Source organism: Sphingomonas sp. TZW2008 (assembly GCF_002117915.1).
In the GTDB taxonomy this organism is placed as follows: Bacteria; Pseudomonadota; Alphaproteobacteria; order Sphingomonadales; family Sphingomonadaceae; genus Sphingomonas.
In genome coordinates this window covers 40,241-53,855 of sequence record NZ_BDJB01000004.1, presented here as the reverse complement: position 1 = coordinate 53,855, position 13,615 = coordinate 40,241, and the positions used below count along the sequence as shown (strand labels likewise).

Sequence of the window (13,615 nt, the reverse complement as noted above, 5' to 3'; positions counted from 1 at the left end):
CATCGCATTGTCGATTGGTACGCTACTGCTTGCCTGGGCATTCTCCCACGTCGTCTACGCGCTCCACTACGCACACATATTCTACGGCGACACCGACAAGGATGATGCGGACGACAGAGGAATCGATTTTCCCGGCTGCAACGAGCCGGATTACTGGGAGTTTCTTTACCTAAGCTTCGCGCTCGGCATGACGCTGCAGCCAGCCGACGTGAGCATCCTTACCCGGCGGCTGCGACGAACGGTACTCGGCCACTCTATAGCTGCCTTCATCTTCAACCTGGGGGTCGTTGCTTTTACAATCAACATCATCAGTAGCTAAGCAGCGCTTTGGCCGGACGGAAGCCTACAGGCGGAAGGGCAAGCTGGCAGAGTTCCCAACACCCTTATCTCTAACGATCCCTTGAGCATGCCACGTGGTTCAGAGGGTTATGCTCACGCATCACCGCGCTGAGGACGTATCGCAGACTAAGTCTTAATCTTAAGACTATTTTCAGACGCGTGACGTTGAGCCTTGTGAGAAGGCCTTCATGAAAACCGCATTAATCGTCGGATGAATTTGCAGAGCACCTTTGAGGTTCGCCTGATCCTACAGATCTCCGCTATCATGATCGGCGCGATTTTCTAACCTGGATCGCGCTCATCAAGTGACAAGATCCTACGTACGAGGCGGCGGCAAGATGACCGCCTGTCATCGCATACAGTGCGGTAACCACGAGTAAGACGTCGCTTTTGTTCACTTACAACTTTGAACTGCTCGAAATTGTTCACACCCTTCTTCGCCAATGAGGTGCTGCAGGACGATCCAGAACCCTTTTACGGCCTCACCGCCGGAGGCAGCATATGCCTGTGCCATACTGCCATGAAGTTCATTAAAAAGCTGTCGTTCAAGAGTTGAACCAGCTTCGGTAAGGTGCACCAGACGTTGTCGGCGGTCGACCTGACTGTGCCGCAATTCGATAAGGCCGCGCGCAATCAGGTCGTGAGTGACGCGTTTCAATGATTGCTTCGTGATAGCGAGGATTGCTAGAAGTCCCGAGATTGGCAAGCCCGGTTTGCGCTGGACAAAGTACAATACGCGGTGATGGGCCCGACCCATCCCCAATTCCGCGAGCTTTTCATCCGCACGCCGCAGATGACGTGTATTGGCGAAGAAAAGCAGGTCCATCCCGCCCCGTATCGCGTCTTCGCGAAGGAAAAGGTCGGGCGACGGAACGACGATATCAACCATGCGATGCCACTGCCGCTTCAAGCCGGGAAACGCCAGCACCGTGTACGTTCATAACAGGACGGGTGCGCCGAATTCGCTAAAACCTTGCTGTTTCCGCGCGGTGTGCTGGGCTTCGTCCGCCTTTTGACCGCTTCCGATAACCATGGGCGACCGGATCTCGGTTTCGCCAGGCAAGCTGTCAACGAGACGGTAAAGAAGGTTTGGCTGCCACCGCGCGAAAAGCTTGGCGATCAGGACCGGCAACCGAAGCTACAAGCGATAGGATCGCCGAACACGCTGCGGCACACCATTCAAACGCGGCATCACGTGCCCTCCTCGCGGGTACGATAGGCGACCGCCGCCGTGGTACCTGAATCGATGTCCTTCAGCAGCGACAGCGTGTCGGTCGTCGAGCCAAGAACGAATCCTTCGACCCAACGTGCCAGGGCACCATCCTTGTCAACGTGGATGGGACGCAGCAGCGCGCCTAGGTCGGTGGCCTCATCATCCGAGTAGCTGAAGGGGTAGGAGTGCGCGCCCGGGGCGATCCGGAACACGGGCCACTGTGGCGCTGATTGCTCGATAAGGAGATCGACCGCGATCACGAGTTCGGAGGCGGGCTCGGCAAAGCAGGCGGTGGCGACAACGTAGCCGAACACGTCCTGCGTCCATTCCAGGTAGACCCCCGGCTGGCAGTCGAGTTCGCGCGCGAACACCCGCAGATCATGATCGCCGCGCGGCGTGAGCAACAGCCGGCGAGGCCCGATCTTCACCGACCGACGATAATTGTAGGTCGTGGTGTGGCGGATGCGAATCTTCACGTCGGACCGAACGCTTCAGGCTGCGTGCAGGGACAGCGGAAATCTCCAGCATGCCCCGCACTATCTTCCCGGCACCCGCCCCCTATATCAGTCTAGGCAAACGTCGCCTGCGACGAATTTGGGGCCCCTCAGGCTCCCCTTGTCCCTTTCTAGCCTCACGAAGCCGGGATGCGCCGCTGTTGGCGTATGCCCGACAACCCATGGGACAAAGGATGCCCATATGATCACCGGCACCGTCAAATTCTTCAATGCCGACAAGGGCTATGGCTTCATCGCGCCCGAGGACGGCAGCACCGACGCCTTCGTCCACATCACCGCTGTCGAGCGCGCCGGCATGCGCACGCTCAACAAGGACGACCGCGTCTCCTACGAGTTCGAAACGGAGCGCCGCGGCAAGGCCTCGGCGGTGAACCTTCAGGCAGCCTGAGCAAGGCCGATCGGCGGAGGCCCTCGGGGGCTTTCGCCAAACCGTCCATCTGCGCAGGAGCCGTCATGTCCTTACAGCTTTATCGAAACGAGGCCGCTCGTCAGCGCTTGGCCGCCGAGGCATCCACTCTCCGGAACGTGCGCGAGCGGTGTGAACGCGCTGCCCAGGCCTGGGATGCACTCGCCGGTCGCAGCGAACGCGCCGACGCGACGCGCACCAAGGCGGCCGCGGACAAGCTGCTGGGCGACCCGAGCGAGAACCCGGACCGCGGACTTGCCGCACTCGTTCGTCGCGACACTTGACGTTGGTGACGCTCGAAGCTGCGATCGGCGACGCCGTAACCGAGCGAGCGGGCCTGCTCGTGGACACGGCCGACATACCCGGCGGCGGTGAGCTGCGCCTGCTTCGACATGGGCCTCATTACGAGATCATGTTCGGCCACGAGCAGCTGATGGGAAGCTGGTCCTACCGCTCGGAGCAGGTGCTCGCGACATTGGCGCTCGACGGCTTGGGCGAACGACCGCGGGTCCTGATCGGCGGGCTGGGCATGGGGTTCACCCTCGCCGCCGCGCGAGCCGGATTGCCGACGGGGGCCAGCATCGTCGTCGCCGAGCTCGTGCCCAAGATCGTGACTTGGGCTGGGAGCCACCTGCGCCATCTGTTCGGCAGCTCTCTCGAAGATCCACGGGTTACCATGGAGGTGCAGGACATGCATGACCTGATTGTCGGTCAGGCCGGCGGATACGACGCGATCCTGCTCGATGTCGACAATGGGCCGGACGGGCTCATCAGCCTCGCCAATGAGCGGCTCTATTCCGCCTGGGGCTTGCGCACGGCGCGTGCGGCACTGCGGCCCGGCGGCGTGCTCGCCATCTGGTCGGCTTACCCGGATCACGGCTTCTCCCGTCAGCTGCGGGCGACCGGCTTCGACGTCGAGGAGTTCACGGTCGACACGGATCGAGGCGAGGACAACCCGGATCACACGATCTGGCTCGCCACGGTAGATCGATCAGGCGATCGGTCGAGCGGCATCGATGCCGCCCGACTGGGAGTTGAGGCATGACGAAGCGCACGGCATCGCCATTCCTCTGGTTCGACATGTGGATGGAGAGCTGCACTGTCAGCCTTCGCCTGTTCGAGACGATGGCCGCAGCGCCGGCGGTGGTGAACGCCCGCATGCCGACGATCGGGGCAGCCGCTTTCGACCCGCTCCATGGCAATTGGCCAGAGCTATACAGGATGGTGGCCGAAAAGACCGAAGCCTTCATGCAGGCCAGCCTCTCGATCACAGGGGACATGCAGGCGATCCAATCCGAGATGTTGCGGCCCATGCGATCTGCGAAGAGCGCGGTCGCATCGAGCGCACGGATCCAGCATCACGCTGTCGGGGCTGCCGGGCGGGCACTTGCCCCGCTCCACACCGCGGTGACTGGAAACGCGAGGCGCTTGCAAGCCCGGCGCTGAACAACGGTCGACGCTCAGGCGGGTCAAACTGCTTAACCCATCTGCGAACGGTCCGGCCGGTACCGCGCTGCTCGGACGCGATCACTCGTTAATGGTCAAGTGTTCTGCATTGGCGAGGCAGATCATCTCAGCTTGAGCGCGGCTAGCGCGCAGGCCTGCGCGCTGATCTCCACGACAATTTATCGATGGTAGCCGGGCCCGCGAACTGACCGGGCTCGTTGTACGCTGCAAAGCGACAAGGCGGACACAGGATGAACAAAATCGAGCGCGGCTCTGGACGCGCGCTGCTCCTGATCCACGGCCTTGGCGGGAGCTGGCGATCCTGGGGCACCATGCTGGCCCCGCTCAGCGCCTCGCGGAAGGTCATTGCGATCGATCTTCCCGGCCACGGCGCCACCCCTTCAGAAGCGGATAGCGGAACATTCGACGGTCTTGTCGGCAGCGTCGAGCGGTTCATCGCAAGCGCCGGGTTAGCCGGCGTAGACGTTGTCGGCAGCTCCATGGGTGCGCGGATCGTGCTCGAGCTCGCGCGGCGCGGCGTGGTCGGCAATGTTGTCGCGCTCGATCCCGGCGGCTTCTGGCGCGGCTGGGAGCGGGCCTTCTTCAGGATCACCATAGGCGCGTCCGGTCGCCTGCTACGAGCGATCCGGTCGAGCCTGCCCGCACTGAGCCGGAACGCGGCATTGCGTACGGCACTGCTCGCCCAGCTCTCCGCGCGTCCATGGGCGCTTGACGGGCAGATGGTCGCAACAGAACTAGAGGGTCTCAGCACAACGCCGACGTTCGACGCGCTGGTTCACAACCTCGCAACGGGGCCCGAACAGACCGGCCCCGCCGCCGCCATTACTGGCCGGATCGTCATTGGGTGGGGCAGACACGACCGGCTCTGCCTCCCAAGACAGGCTGCGCGCGCGCAAGCAGCCTTTCCAACGGCCAAACTTCACTGGTTCGAAGGCAGCGGCCACTTTCCAATGTGGGATGCGCCAGCGGATACGGCCGCGGTGATTCTCGATGCGACTCAGCAAGCGGCCGAAGCGCCGAAGGCCTGAGTTGAGTGAGAGTGGCAGCCTAGACCCACATCCGGCCATATCAGGCCTCTTAACGCCTCCCGACTTCAGCCACTGATTCATGTGGGCGGACGAGGAAGTGCTTAGCCTCGGCCCCGCCCGCTACCCGCCAACTTCCCAAAAAAGGCATGGTCAGTTGCGAAAGAGCGCACAAACTGTCTGTCGACACTCCGGGGACGCAGGCGTCGTGGAAAGGATGCCTTCAGCGAGTGGAAGTGGTTTATATCTCGAATTCTTGGCAGCCGGCCATCTTGGTCCTGAGACCAGGTAAGGACCAAAGGCGGGCATGAACGATCAGGGAATAAGGGGCAGAGGTTCCGATCTCCGTAGTCTGGCGGACGCTTGTGAGTGGTCGAGCACATCGCTGGGCGCTCGCGAAAGATGGCCGCGCTCGCTCGAAACCATCCTCGACATGATGCTGTCGTCGCAATTTGCCATGTGCGTTGGCTGGGGGCCGGAGCTGACGCTCTTCTACAACGACACCTATGCGCCGTTCCTCGGTTCGCGGCACCCCGACGCGCTGGGGAAGCCCTTGAGCGAGGTCTGGGCGGAAGTCTGGCCTGACATCGAACCTCTCGTCGCGTCGGCGATGGCCGGCACGCCGGTTGGGCATGAAGACCTGCCCCTCACCATGACACGGCACGGTCATTCGGAAGAAACGTGGTGGACCTTCGCCTACAGTCCGCTGCGCGACGATCTGGGCGTCATCGCCGGCTTCCTCAACATCGCAACCGAGACCACCGGGAAGATTGTGCACGAGCGCGAACTGGCGGCGCGCGAGGCGGAGCTGCGGGTGCTCAATAGCGACCTCGAAGCACAGATCGTCGCGCGCGCACGCGAACGAGCGACGACGTGGACGGTTACGTCGGAGCTGTTGTCGGTCATCGATCTGCGCACGGGTTGCTTCGACCGCGTCAATCCGGCCTGGACGATAGCACTCGGTTGGACGGCACAGGAGCTGGAAGGGTCGCCGTTCTCCGACTTTCTGATGCCTGACGACGAGCTTGCCAGTGCCGCGGCCTTCGAAGAGGTGCGCGACGGCAATCTGGTGATGCGGTTCGACAATCGCTACCGGACGAAGGACGGTGAGATACGCTGGCTGTCGTGGGTCGCCGTACCGTTCGAGGGAAAGCTGTACTCCAGCGCTCGCGATATCACCGGTGAGCGCGCCCAGACGGACAGACTGGCGTTGGCCGAAGATTCGTTACGCCAGGCACAAAAAATGGAGGCGGTCGGCCAGCTCACCGGCGGCGTCGCACACGACTTCAACAACCTGCTGACCGTGATCCGTGGCTCGGTCGATCTCCTTCGCCGACCCGATCTCAGCGATGATGGCCATGCAAAATATATCGACGCAATCGGCGACACCGCGGACCGCGCGGCCAAACTGACGGGACAGCTGCTCGCCTTTGCGCGAAGGCAAGCGCTGAAGCCTGAGACGTTCGATTGCGGTCAAAGTGTCGCTGATCTGGTATCGATGGTCCGGACGCTCACCGGCTCGCGCATCGTCATTAACACGGTCCTGCCCGAAGAACCCTGCTACGTCCTGGCCGACAAGGGGCAGTTCGACACCGCCATTGTCAACATGAGCATCAACGCGCGCGATGCGATGGACGGTGAAGGAGATCTCACTATCTTCGTCAGTCCCGTGTCAGGCATCCCGGAGATCCGGCTGCATCCACCGATCGCCGGCGACTATGTCGCGGTGACGATCAGTGACACCGGCAGCGGCATTTCGCCCGAGAACGTGGCGCGCATCTTTGAGCCGTTCTTCACCACCAAGGGTGTCGGCAAGGGCACGGGCCTGGGTCTTTCCCAGGTGATCGGTTTTGCCAAGCAGTCGGACGGAGATATCCGGGTCGAAAGCGGCGAGCACGGCGGCACCACCTTCACCCTCTACCTGCCCCGTGTCGCGATCAATGGCAGTCGCGCGACGGTGGAGGAGGACGAACCCGTCGCTGCCACGGGTGACGACGTATGCGTGCTGGTCGTCGAGGAAACAGCAGCGTCGGCGATTTCGCGACCCAGGCGCTGCGCGAGCTGGGTACGACACGATCCTGGCGCTCAACGCCGATGAGGCGCTGGCCGAACTGGAGAAGGATAGCAGCCGTTTCCACATAGTCTTCTCGGACGTGGTGATGCCCGGAATGTCCGGCCTTGAACTGGCGCAGGAGGTTCGCCGTCGCCATCCACGGCTGCCCGTCATCCTGACCAGCGGCTACAGCCATGTGCTGGCGCAGAACGGGCGCCATGGCTTCGAGCTGCTGCACAAACCCTATTCGATCGAGCAGCTGTCTCGCGTGTTCCGCAAGTCGATTACCTGGCAGCCCCGGCGATAGCGAGGCACATGTTGGCCAGCGTCGTCAAAACGAAGCTGTTGCATCGGCCACGCCAAAAGCTTGGTTTTGATTGGAATGGTCGGTAATCTACGGTGACAGGATGGCACCGGGCCATGCCGAGCATGGATAACGGCCAGCGTGACGACCCACGGATCAAACGCGAAAAGCCCGTACCTCGTCGATACGCCTTCTCTGATGCCAGATTTTACCCGAGCCACCGACTGGGCCTCGACACCGCTTGCGCCTGTTGACCATTGGCCGCAGAGCCTGCGCACGGCGGTCGACATGATGCTGGGGTCTGGCCATGCGATGTGCATCGTCTGGGGCAAGGACCGCACCCTGCTCTACAACGATGCCTATGTGCCGATCCTGGGGAGCCGCCACCCACAGGCGCTTGGCAAGCCTTTCGCAGAGGTCTGGCCGGAGATCTGGCCCGAGATCGAACCGCTGGTCGAGCGTACATTTGCGGGCGAGACATGCACATTCGAGGACTTGCCGCTGCTGATGACCCGCAACGGCTATGCGGAGGACACGTGGTGGTCGTTCTCCTATTCGCCGATCCACGATGAGCAGGGGCGTGTCGCCGGCTTGCTGAACGTGACGCTCGAGACAACCGGCCGGGTGCTGGTCGAAAGACAGCGTGACGCTGCCATAGCTGACCTGCGGGCCAGCGAAGCGCGGTACAGGGCCATCTTCCAGAACATCGATGCCGGCTTCTGCATCAGCGAGGTCAAGTTCGATGCGAACGGCGCACCGGTGGATCACCGGGTCGTCGAAGCCAATCCTGCGTTCGAGCGTCACACGGGACTGAGCGATGCCGTTGGACGCTGGGCCAACGAGATCGCACCCGGCATCGAACAGCATTGGCATGATGCCCATGGACACGTCGCCAAGACCGGCTAGCCGGTGCGGTTCGAAGGCGAGGCGAAGCCGCTCGGGCGCTGGTACGACGCGCACCTCTTTCCCGTCGCCGATGGTCGTGTCGCGATGCTCATCGCCGACACGACCGAGCGTCGCCGAACCGAGGATGCCGTCGCCCGCGACGAGGCGAAGTGGCGCACCATCTTCGAGACGCTGCGCGAGGGCTTCATTCTCGGCGAGCTTGTCCGCGACGAGGCAGGCCGGGTCGTCGACTGGCGATATGATGAGGTCAACAACGCCTGGTACGACCTTGTCGGTATCGAGCGGGGTTGCGCGGTCGGGCGGACGATCCGGGAGGTCTTTCCTGGCATCGAGGACGCCTGGGTTTTCGAACCCGTGACCGCAGTGGAAACCGGCGAGCCCGTCCGCTTCACGCGCCAGGTCGGGACGCTCGGCCGCTGGTATGACGGCGTGATGCAGCACGCCGGAGACGATCATTTCACGATCATCTTCACAGAGGTCACCGACCGTGTGCTGCGCGAACGGCGGCAGGCAGCCCTGATCCGCCTAAGTGACCGATTGCTGGACGAGGAACCAACCGATGATCTGGGCCCGTTGGCGAGTGCCGTGCTTGGGGAGACGCTGGGCGTCGAGCTCGTCGGTTATGGCGACATCGACCCCGTGGCCGAAACGATCACGGTCGAGCGCGATTGGACAGCGGAACCTGCCCTTAGCCTGAGCGGAACGCTACGCCTTCGCGACTTTGGTTCGTTCATCGATAATCTGAAAGCCGGAGAGACGGTTGTCGTTCGCGACTGTCGCTCCGATGCCTGTACGCGCGACCAAGCCGCTGCGCTGGAAGCGCGCGGTGCGCGCGCTTTCGTCAATATTCCCATGATGCAGCAAGGCGCCTGCGTGGCGATGCTCTACGTCTGCACCGTCGCAGCCCGTGATTGGACCAGTGACGAAGTGCAGTTCGTCCGCGACGTCGCCTACCGCGTCCATGTCGCGATCGAACAGCGCCGGGCACGGGCGCAGGAGGCGCTGCTCAACGGCGAGCTGGCGCACCGGGTCAAGAATACGCTCAGCGTGGTGCAGGCGATCGCCAATGCGACGCTGGCGCGCACCGCCAGCGATGCCGCGGCCACCGAGTTCGGCAACCGGACGAAGGCGCTGGCATCGGCGCACGACGTGCTGCTGGCACGATCCTGGTCCGCGGCAGGGTTCCGACAGATCGCCGAGGCGGCACTGACGTCCTTCGACACTGCCCGCATCACTATCTCGGGACCGGAGGTCAGGATCGGCTCGCGCACCGCCATGTCGCTGTCGCTGCTGCTACATGAGCTGTCGACCAACGCCGCCAAGCACGGTGCGTTGAGCGTGCCCGATGGCCGCGTCACGCTGAGCTGGACGATATCTCACAGCGAAGACGTCGAGATCCTCGACACGCGTTGGGCGGAACGCGGTGGTCCACCGGCGGTTGAACCATCCCACCGTGGTTTCGGATCACGCATCATCCGCATGGGTCTTACCGGGTCGGGAGGCGTTAAGCTTCACTATGATACCGAGGGGCTGACAGCAGATATGAGCGCGCCGCTTCACCAGATCATCCAGGGTTAAGTCGATCAGCCACGTTATGGGTCAGTCACAACCGATCGGGCCTTTGCCTGTTCTCATCATCGAGGATCAGCCGGTGCTCCGCATCGAGGTCGCCGATATGGTCGAACGGGCCGGTTTCATTCCCGTCGAGGCAACCAGCGTCGATGAGGCGATCAGGATCCTTGAGACCCGCACGGACCTCCGGATCGTATATATCGATCTCGACATGCCACGGGGCGTGAAAGGGATCGAGATCGCCGCTGCAATTCGCAATCGATGGCCGCCGATCGAGATCATCCTAACCGCCGCCACCTTTGCCAAGGCCGACCTCGACCTGCCGGTCCCCGCGGAGTTCTACTCCAAGCCCATCCATCATGGTGACGTGATCGCCGCCATGCGCCGTATGGCAGCCACCCCGGATCACAAAGGCTCTGATCGATCGACCTGACATCCAACCCGTTGTTACGAATAGATCTGCGCCGGCCTACGCTTTGAAAGGTGAAGGTTGAACGGGGGTAGCCGCGGCCGCATCCGTGATCTTAAGGTACCCGGCAAAGCCGCTTTCCCAGGATACTGTTTATTTGCGTTTTTCTTAAAACGGTTTGTTCGGCATGGAGAAATGGCACTGCTGTTTCCTGGGACAGGCCGGTTTCGAGTTGCCGCGGCGATCTGCTGACCGACCGACATCGTTCGACGGCAGCCACCCTGCCCTACCCGGCTTGGCGGGTAAACTAGCTCATACTCAAATAAGCGATGAGCCGATTTACCAGCTACAGGAACATTGAAGGCGAGAACTTAACGGGACTTGCTGCTTCTATGATTCCGAACAATATGATCAGCTGTTCAGGGTAACGTTAGCCTATCCTGCATCGAATCGGCCGCTCGTTTGTGCCATTCGTGCTTTGGGTGCGATCGGACGCAGAGGCGTTCGCCCGCGAAACGACGCTCATGCTTCCGTCCGTTTCCAAAACCACCAAAGCGATGGCGTCTAAACCATCGAAGCCGGCACCCCGAACGGCCGCGTCAATCTCGTCCGGAGTAACTCTCTCGCTCTTCATAGGCTCCGAAAGCATCATCCCGTTTCGGACCAGTGTCGTGGGTTCGGCCTTCACCCAGCCGCGAAAGCGACTCGACCTCACCGACAGCCATGTCACGGCAAGTTGCGCGACTGCCAGCATCACGAAAGCGGTTACACCTTCGGCAAGCGCGACGTCCTTGGACAGGATTACCGTTGCGAGGGTTGATCCCAACGCGACGGTGACAATCAGGTCGAACGCATTCATTTTCGACAGCGTTCGCTTGCCCGTCGTCCTCAGGACAAAGATGAGCAAAACGTACGCACACAGCCCCACCAGCAGCGTTCGCCACACTCCCGAAGCTCCAGCGAAGAACATCTGCTCGCTCATCATGTACCCCCCGTCCTCTTCGCAGAAGCATCATGGACCGACATCGATTGCTTCCGGCTTTGCTACGGACGCCCCTTTTCCGGAGAAGCCAAGGGCTGCCGCTATGGGCGCGTTCCAGCCGTACGGGTCAGTCCGATAAGCGACCTGGCCATCGGCTGCCACGAAGACGTTGTGGTAGAGCATGCGCACTGAGATGTCTCGTGGCAGGGCGACGAACCGCTGTCGCCCCGTATCGAGGGCGCGCTGCCACTCGCTTGCCACGCCCTCCTGCTCTGCGAGCATCTCGGCGAATCCAAGCGCGTCGGCGACCCGGACGCACCCGTGGCTGAGATGGCGCTGGCTCCGTTCGAACAGATGACGGGACGACGTGTCGTGGAGGTAGATGGCGCGCCGGTTGTGCATGTCGAACTTCACCAGTCCGAGCGCATTGCCGGGTCCCGAACGCTGCACGATCCAGCCGCCCCGGCGTACCATGTTGTGCGCGCGCAGATAGCGCCGGTCGACCCCCGCGAGTTCGCCGTTCTGGATCGATTTGGGGACCGTCCATGTCGGATTGGCGACCACCCGGTAGATGGGCGACGACAGCGCGGGCGTTTCCTTTCCCGGCTTCCCGACGATCACCTTGCGTTCGTCGACAAGTGCGCCGTCGCGATAGTAATGCAACGTGGCCGCCGCGGTGTTGACGTCGATGCGGGTCGGCGGCGGATTGCGGGACAGCCAGCGTCGGCGCTCCAGCGCGAGGGCCAGGGCCCGCGCGCGGTCCCCGGGCTCGAGGTTCAGCACCGCCAGCGTGTCGGGGCCGACGATCCCATCGGCCGCAATGCCGTAATCCCGCTGCAGCCGGGTGACGGCGTCCGCAAGCGCTGGACTGTAGGTCGATCCCAAGTAAGGCTGATCGAGATAGCCGTCTGCATGCAACTGCGCCGCAATCGTTGCCACGGCCGCGCTCTCATCCCCGATGCGGAGCGGTTCGGCACTTGCCAACACCTCTGATCGATCTATCCCGCGCCGATCGTTGGCAGCCATGTAGGCGTCACTCAGCGCGCGATAGGCCGCATCCTGTGGTGCCAGGCCGTACAGCCAGGGCGCAAGACGGTTTTCCTGAAGTGCGCGGTGAAGCTCGTCAGCGAGCTGCCTGTCTGTAGGTCGCGGGTCGGTGTAGATCGCGTGCAGCGAGGTGGGATCGACCACACCACGTGCCAGTGCGTCGGCATAGGCGAGCGCCGCCTTGTTGAGGCTTGCGGGAGAACCGTCCGGAACCGGCAGCTGCAGGTGATCAAGACCGTGTCGGGCGCGGGCGGCAAGAGCGTCCCGGAACGTGTCGCGGTTCTGCGGCGACCAGAGGCTTTCCACGTCCGCTATAGCGGGTGGACTGCTGATCGGCGATGCAGCGGAAGCGACTGAAAGGGAGGCAAGAAGCAAGAAGGCGGAAGAGGTGAAAAGTCCAAGTTTCGTCATGCAATATCAACGATCGGGGACGCTGATCAGTCCTCTCGGGAGGTCACCCGCCTGCGCCGTCGGCTTGGCCTTTCGGCTTTGCTCGCGTGAGCGGCAACGGTTCCTTGAAGGTGAGCGTACGGTAGGGAAACGGAATCTCCATGCCGGCATCATCCAACGCGCGCTTGATCGCGCGCACCACCTCGTCGCGCGACTGGTGCGCGTCGACTGGCTTTGAACCCGCCCACCATCGGACGAGGAAGTTTATCGAGCTGTCGCCGAACTCCTTGGCATAGACTTCGACCGGCCGATCGTCCTGCACGGGGCCGACCGCGGCGACCGCGTCATGGATAACCGTGCGGGCGGCGTCGAGGTCGACGTCATAGGCGACGCCGACCTCCACCGTGTGACGCCGCTGCTGGCTCTGTGTGACGACCTCCACGGGGTTCTTGAATAGGTAGGCGTTGGGCACGACTACGAGCTCGTTGCTGAGGTGACGCAGGTGCGTGTCGCGAAGGCTGATCATCTCAATCCGGCCCTCGACGTCCTGGCAGCGGATGAAGTCACCCATGCGCATCTGCTTGCGCAGCATGATGAGGACGCCAGCGAGGAAGTTCTCGAAAATGTCCTTGAACGCGAAGCCGACCGCCACGGAGCCCAGACCCAGCACCGCGAGGATGTTGGCCGGCGTGACGCCGGGCAGCACGATTGACATCGCGATCAGCAGCCCCAGCACCCAGATTGCCACTCCCACCAGCGTCTCGACCAGATTGACCAGGGTTCCGCGAAGATCGGTGTGCGAGAGCAGGCGCTCGGCGATCCGCCGCGCAGATTTTGCAACGAAGAAGGTCGCGACCAGCACCAACAGCGCGATGCCGAGCTGGGGCAGGATCCGCACGAACTCGGTTCCCATATCGCGTATGCGGCGGAGGAGAATGGCAACAATATCCATAATTCACTGTAACCTACCGCAGCCTTGTCATGCAA

Annotated in this window: 16 protein-coding genes; 11 read left to right on the top strand and 5 right to left on the bottom strand. The window is 62.4% G+C overall.

The window, feature by feature from the left end:
- Positions 1–319, top strand: a 319-nt coding sequence (locus B7L05_RS05035; RefSeq protein WP_144037158.1) for a DUF1345 domain-containing protein, incomplete at its 5' end; no start/stop codon positions are given.
- A gap of 414 nt (positions 320–733) precedes the next feature.
- On the opposite strand, the gene B7L05_RS05030 is transcribed toward B7L05_RS05035, so the two are convergent.
- Both B7L05_RS05030 and B7L05_RS05020 read right to left on the bottom strand, forming a co-directional pair.
- A complete protein-coding gene (locus B7L05_RS05030) occupies positions 734–1,267 on the bottom strand; it encodes a MarR family winged helix-turn-helix transcriptional regulator (RefSeq protein ID WP_375601245.1) in 534 nt (177 codons plus the stop codon).
- A 263-nt stretch (positions 1,268–1,530) separates the two neighbouring features.
- Positions 1,531–2,028 carry a transglutaminase N-terminal domain-containing protein gene (locus tag B7L05_RS05020; RefSeq protein WP_085809157.1) on the bottom strand — a complete coding sequence of 166 codons (498 nt, stop codon included), beginning with the start codon at positions 2,026–2,028 and terminating at the stop codon, positions 1,531–1,533.
- Positions 2,029–2,248: 220 nt separating this feature from the next.
- Between B7L05_RS05020 and B7L05_RS05015 the strand changes: the two genes are divergently transcribed.
- From B7L05_RS05015 to B7L05_RS04980, 10 genes are all read left to right on the top strand, one after another.
- Positions 2,249–2,455, top strand: a complete 207-nt coding sequence (locus B7L05_RS05015; protein WP_085809156.1) for a cold-shock protein — start codon at positions 2,249–2,251, stop codon at positions 2,453–2,455.
- Positions 2,456–2,520: 65 nt separating this feature from the next.
- Positions 2,521–2,757 (top strand): hypothetical protein, encoded by a 237-nt coding sequence (locus B7L05_RS16870; RefSeq protein WP_144037143.1) that lies wholly within the window; start codon positions 2,521–2,523, stop codon positions 2,755–2,757.
- 5 nt (positions 2,758–2,762) lie between these two features.
- Positions 2,763–3,518, top strand: coding sequence for a spermidine synthase (locus B7L05_RS05010; protein WP_256926628.1), 756 nt, complete (start codon positions 2,763–2,765; stop codon positions 3,516–3,518).
- On the top strand, positions 3,515–3,919 hold the full coding sequence (locus B7L05_RS05005) for a hypothetical protein (protein ID WP_085809155.1): 405 nt from the start codon (positions 3,515–3,517) through the stop codon (positions 3,917–3,919). Before B7L05_RS05010 ends, B7L05_RS05005 begins: the two co-directional genes overlap by 4 nt.
- A gap of 251 nt (positions 3,920–4,170) precedes the next feature.
- Entirely contained in the window at positions 4,171–4,968 is a 798-nt protein-coding gene (locus B7L05_RS05000; RefSeq protein ID WP_085809154.1) for an alpha/beta fold hydrolase, read from the top strand.
- 430 nt (positions 4,969–5,398) lie between these two features.
- Positions 5,399–7,063, top strand: a complete 1,665-nt coding sequence (locus B7L05_RS17670; RefSeq protein ID WP_256926618.1) for a PAS domain-containing sensor histidine kinase — start codon at positions 5,399–5,401, stop codon at positions 7,061–7,063.
- Entirely contained in the window at positions 6,954–7,325 is a 372-nt protein-coding gene (locus B7L05_RS17665) for a response regulator (protein ID WP_256926617.1), read from the top strand. Before B7L05_RS17670 ends, B7L05_RS17665 begins: the two co-directional genes overlap by 110 nt.
- A gap of 138 nt (positions 7,326–7,463) precedes the next feature.
- Positions 7,464–8,228, top strand: a complete 765-nt coding sequence (locus B7L05_RS04990; RefSeq protein WP_144037142.1) for a PAS domain-containing protein — start codon at positions 7,464–7,466, stop codon at positions 8,226–8,228.
- 3 nt (positions 8,229–8,231) lie between these two features.
- The gene (locus tag B7L05_RS04985) at positions 8,232–9,806 is read left to right on the top strand and encodes an HWE histidine kinase domain-containing protein (protein ID WP_085809152.1); all 1,575 of its coding nucleotides are present in this window, start codon (positions 8,232–8,234) and stop codon (positions 9,804–9,806) included.
- 43 nt (positions 9,807–9,849) lie between these two features.
- Positions 9,850–10,233: a response regulator gene (locus tag B7L05_RS04980; protein WP_256926616.1), complete on the top strand. Its 384-nt coding sequence runs from the start codon at positions 9,850–9,852 to the stop codon at positions 10,231–10,233.
- A 406-nt stretch (positions 10,234–10,639) separates the two neighbouring features.
- Here B7L05_RS04980 and B7L05_RS04975 read toward each other — a convergent pair whose 3' ends face one another.
- The 3 genes from B7L05_RS04975 to B7L05_RS04965 all read right to left on the bottom strand — a co-directional run bounded on the left by B7L05_RS04975 (position 10,640) and on the right by B7L05_RS04965 (position 13,541).
- On the bottom strand, positions 10,640–11,191 hold the full coding sequence (locus B7L05_RS04975) for a DUF421 domain-containing protein (protein ID WP_256926615.1): 552 nt from the start codon (positions 11,189–11,191) through the stop codon (positions 10,640–10,642).
- Positions 11,192–11,221: 30 nt separating this feature from the next.
- Positions 11,222–12,544 carry a L,D-transpeptidase family protein gene (locus B7L05_RS04970; protein WP_256926614.1) on the bottom strand — a complete coding sequence of 441 codons (1,323 nt, stop codon included), beginning with the start codon at positions 12,542–12,544 and terminating at the stop codon, positions 11,222–11,224.
- 148 nt (positions 12,545–12,692) lie between these two features.
- Positions 12,693–13,541, bottom strand: a complete 849-nt coding sequence (locus tag B7L05_RS04965) for a mechanosensitive ion channel family protein (RefSeq protein WP_375601244.1) — start codon at positions 13,539–13,541, stop codon at positions 12,693–12,695.
- Positions 13,542–13,615 lie beyond the last annotated feature (74 nt).

Excerpts from the sequence above, each read along its gene's own strand:
- B7L05_RS05015 (WP_085809156.1), top strand. The coding sequence starts at position 2,249 with ATGATCACCGGCACCGTCAAATTCTTCAATGCCGACAAGGGCTATGGC.
- B7L05_RS16870 (WP_144037143.1), top strand. The coding sequence starts at position 2,521 with ATGTCCTTACAGCTTTATCGAAACGAGGCCGCTCGTCAGCGCTTGGCC.
- B7L05_RS05005 (WP_085809155.1), top strand. The coding sequence starts at position 3,515 with ATGACGAAGCGCACGGCATCGCCATTCCTCTGGTTCGACATGTGGATG.
- B7L05_RS05000 (WP_085809154.1), top strand. The coding sequence starts at position 4,171 with ATGAACAAAATCGAGCGCGGCTCTGGACGCGCGCTGCTCCTGATCCAC.
- B7L05_RS17670 (WP_256926618.1), top strand. The coding sequence starts at position 5,399 with ATGATGCTGTCGTCGCAATTTGCCATGTGCGTTGGCTGGGGGCCGGAG.
- B7L05_RS04975 (WP_256926615.1), bottom strand. The coding sequence starts at position 11,191 with ATGAGCGAGCAGATGTTCTTCGCTGGAGCTTCGGGAGTGTGGCGAACG.
- B7L05_RS04965 (WP_375601244.1), bottom strand. The coding sequence starts at position 13,541 with ATGGGAACCGAGTTCGTGCGGATCCTGCCCCAGCTCGGCATCGCGCTG.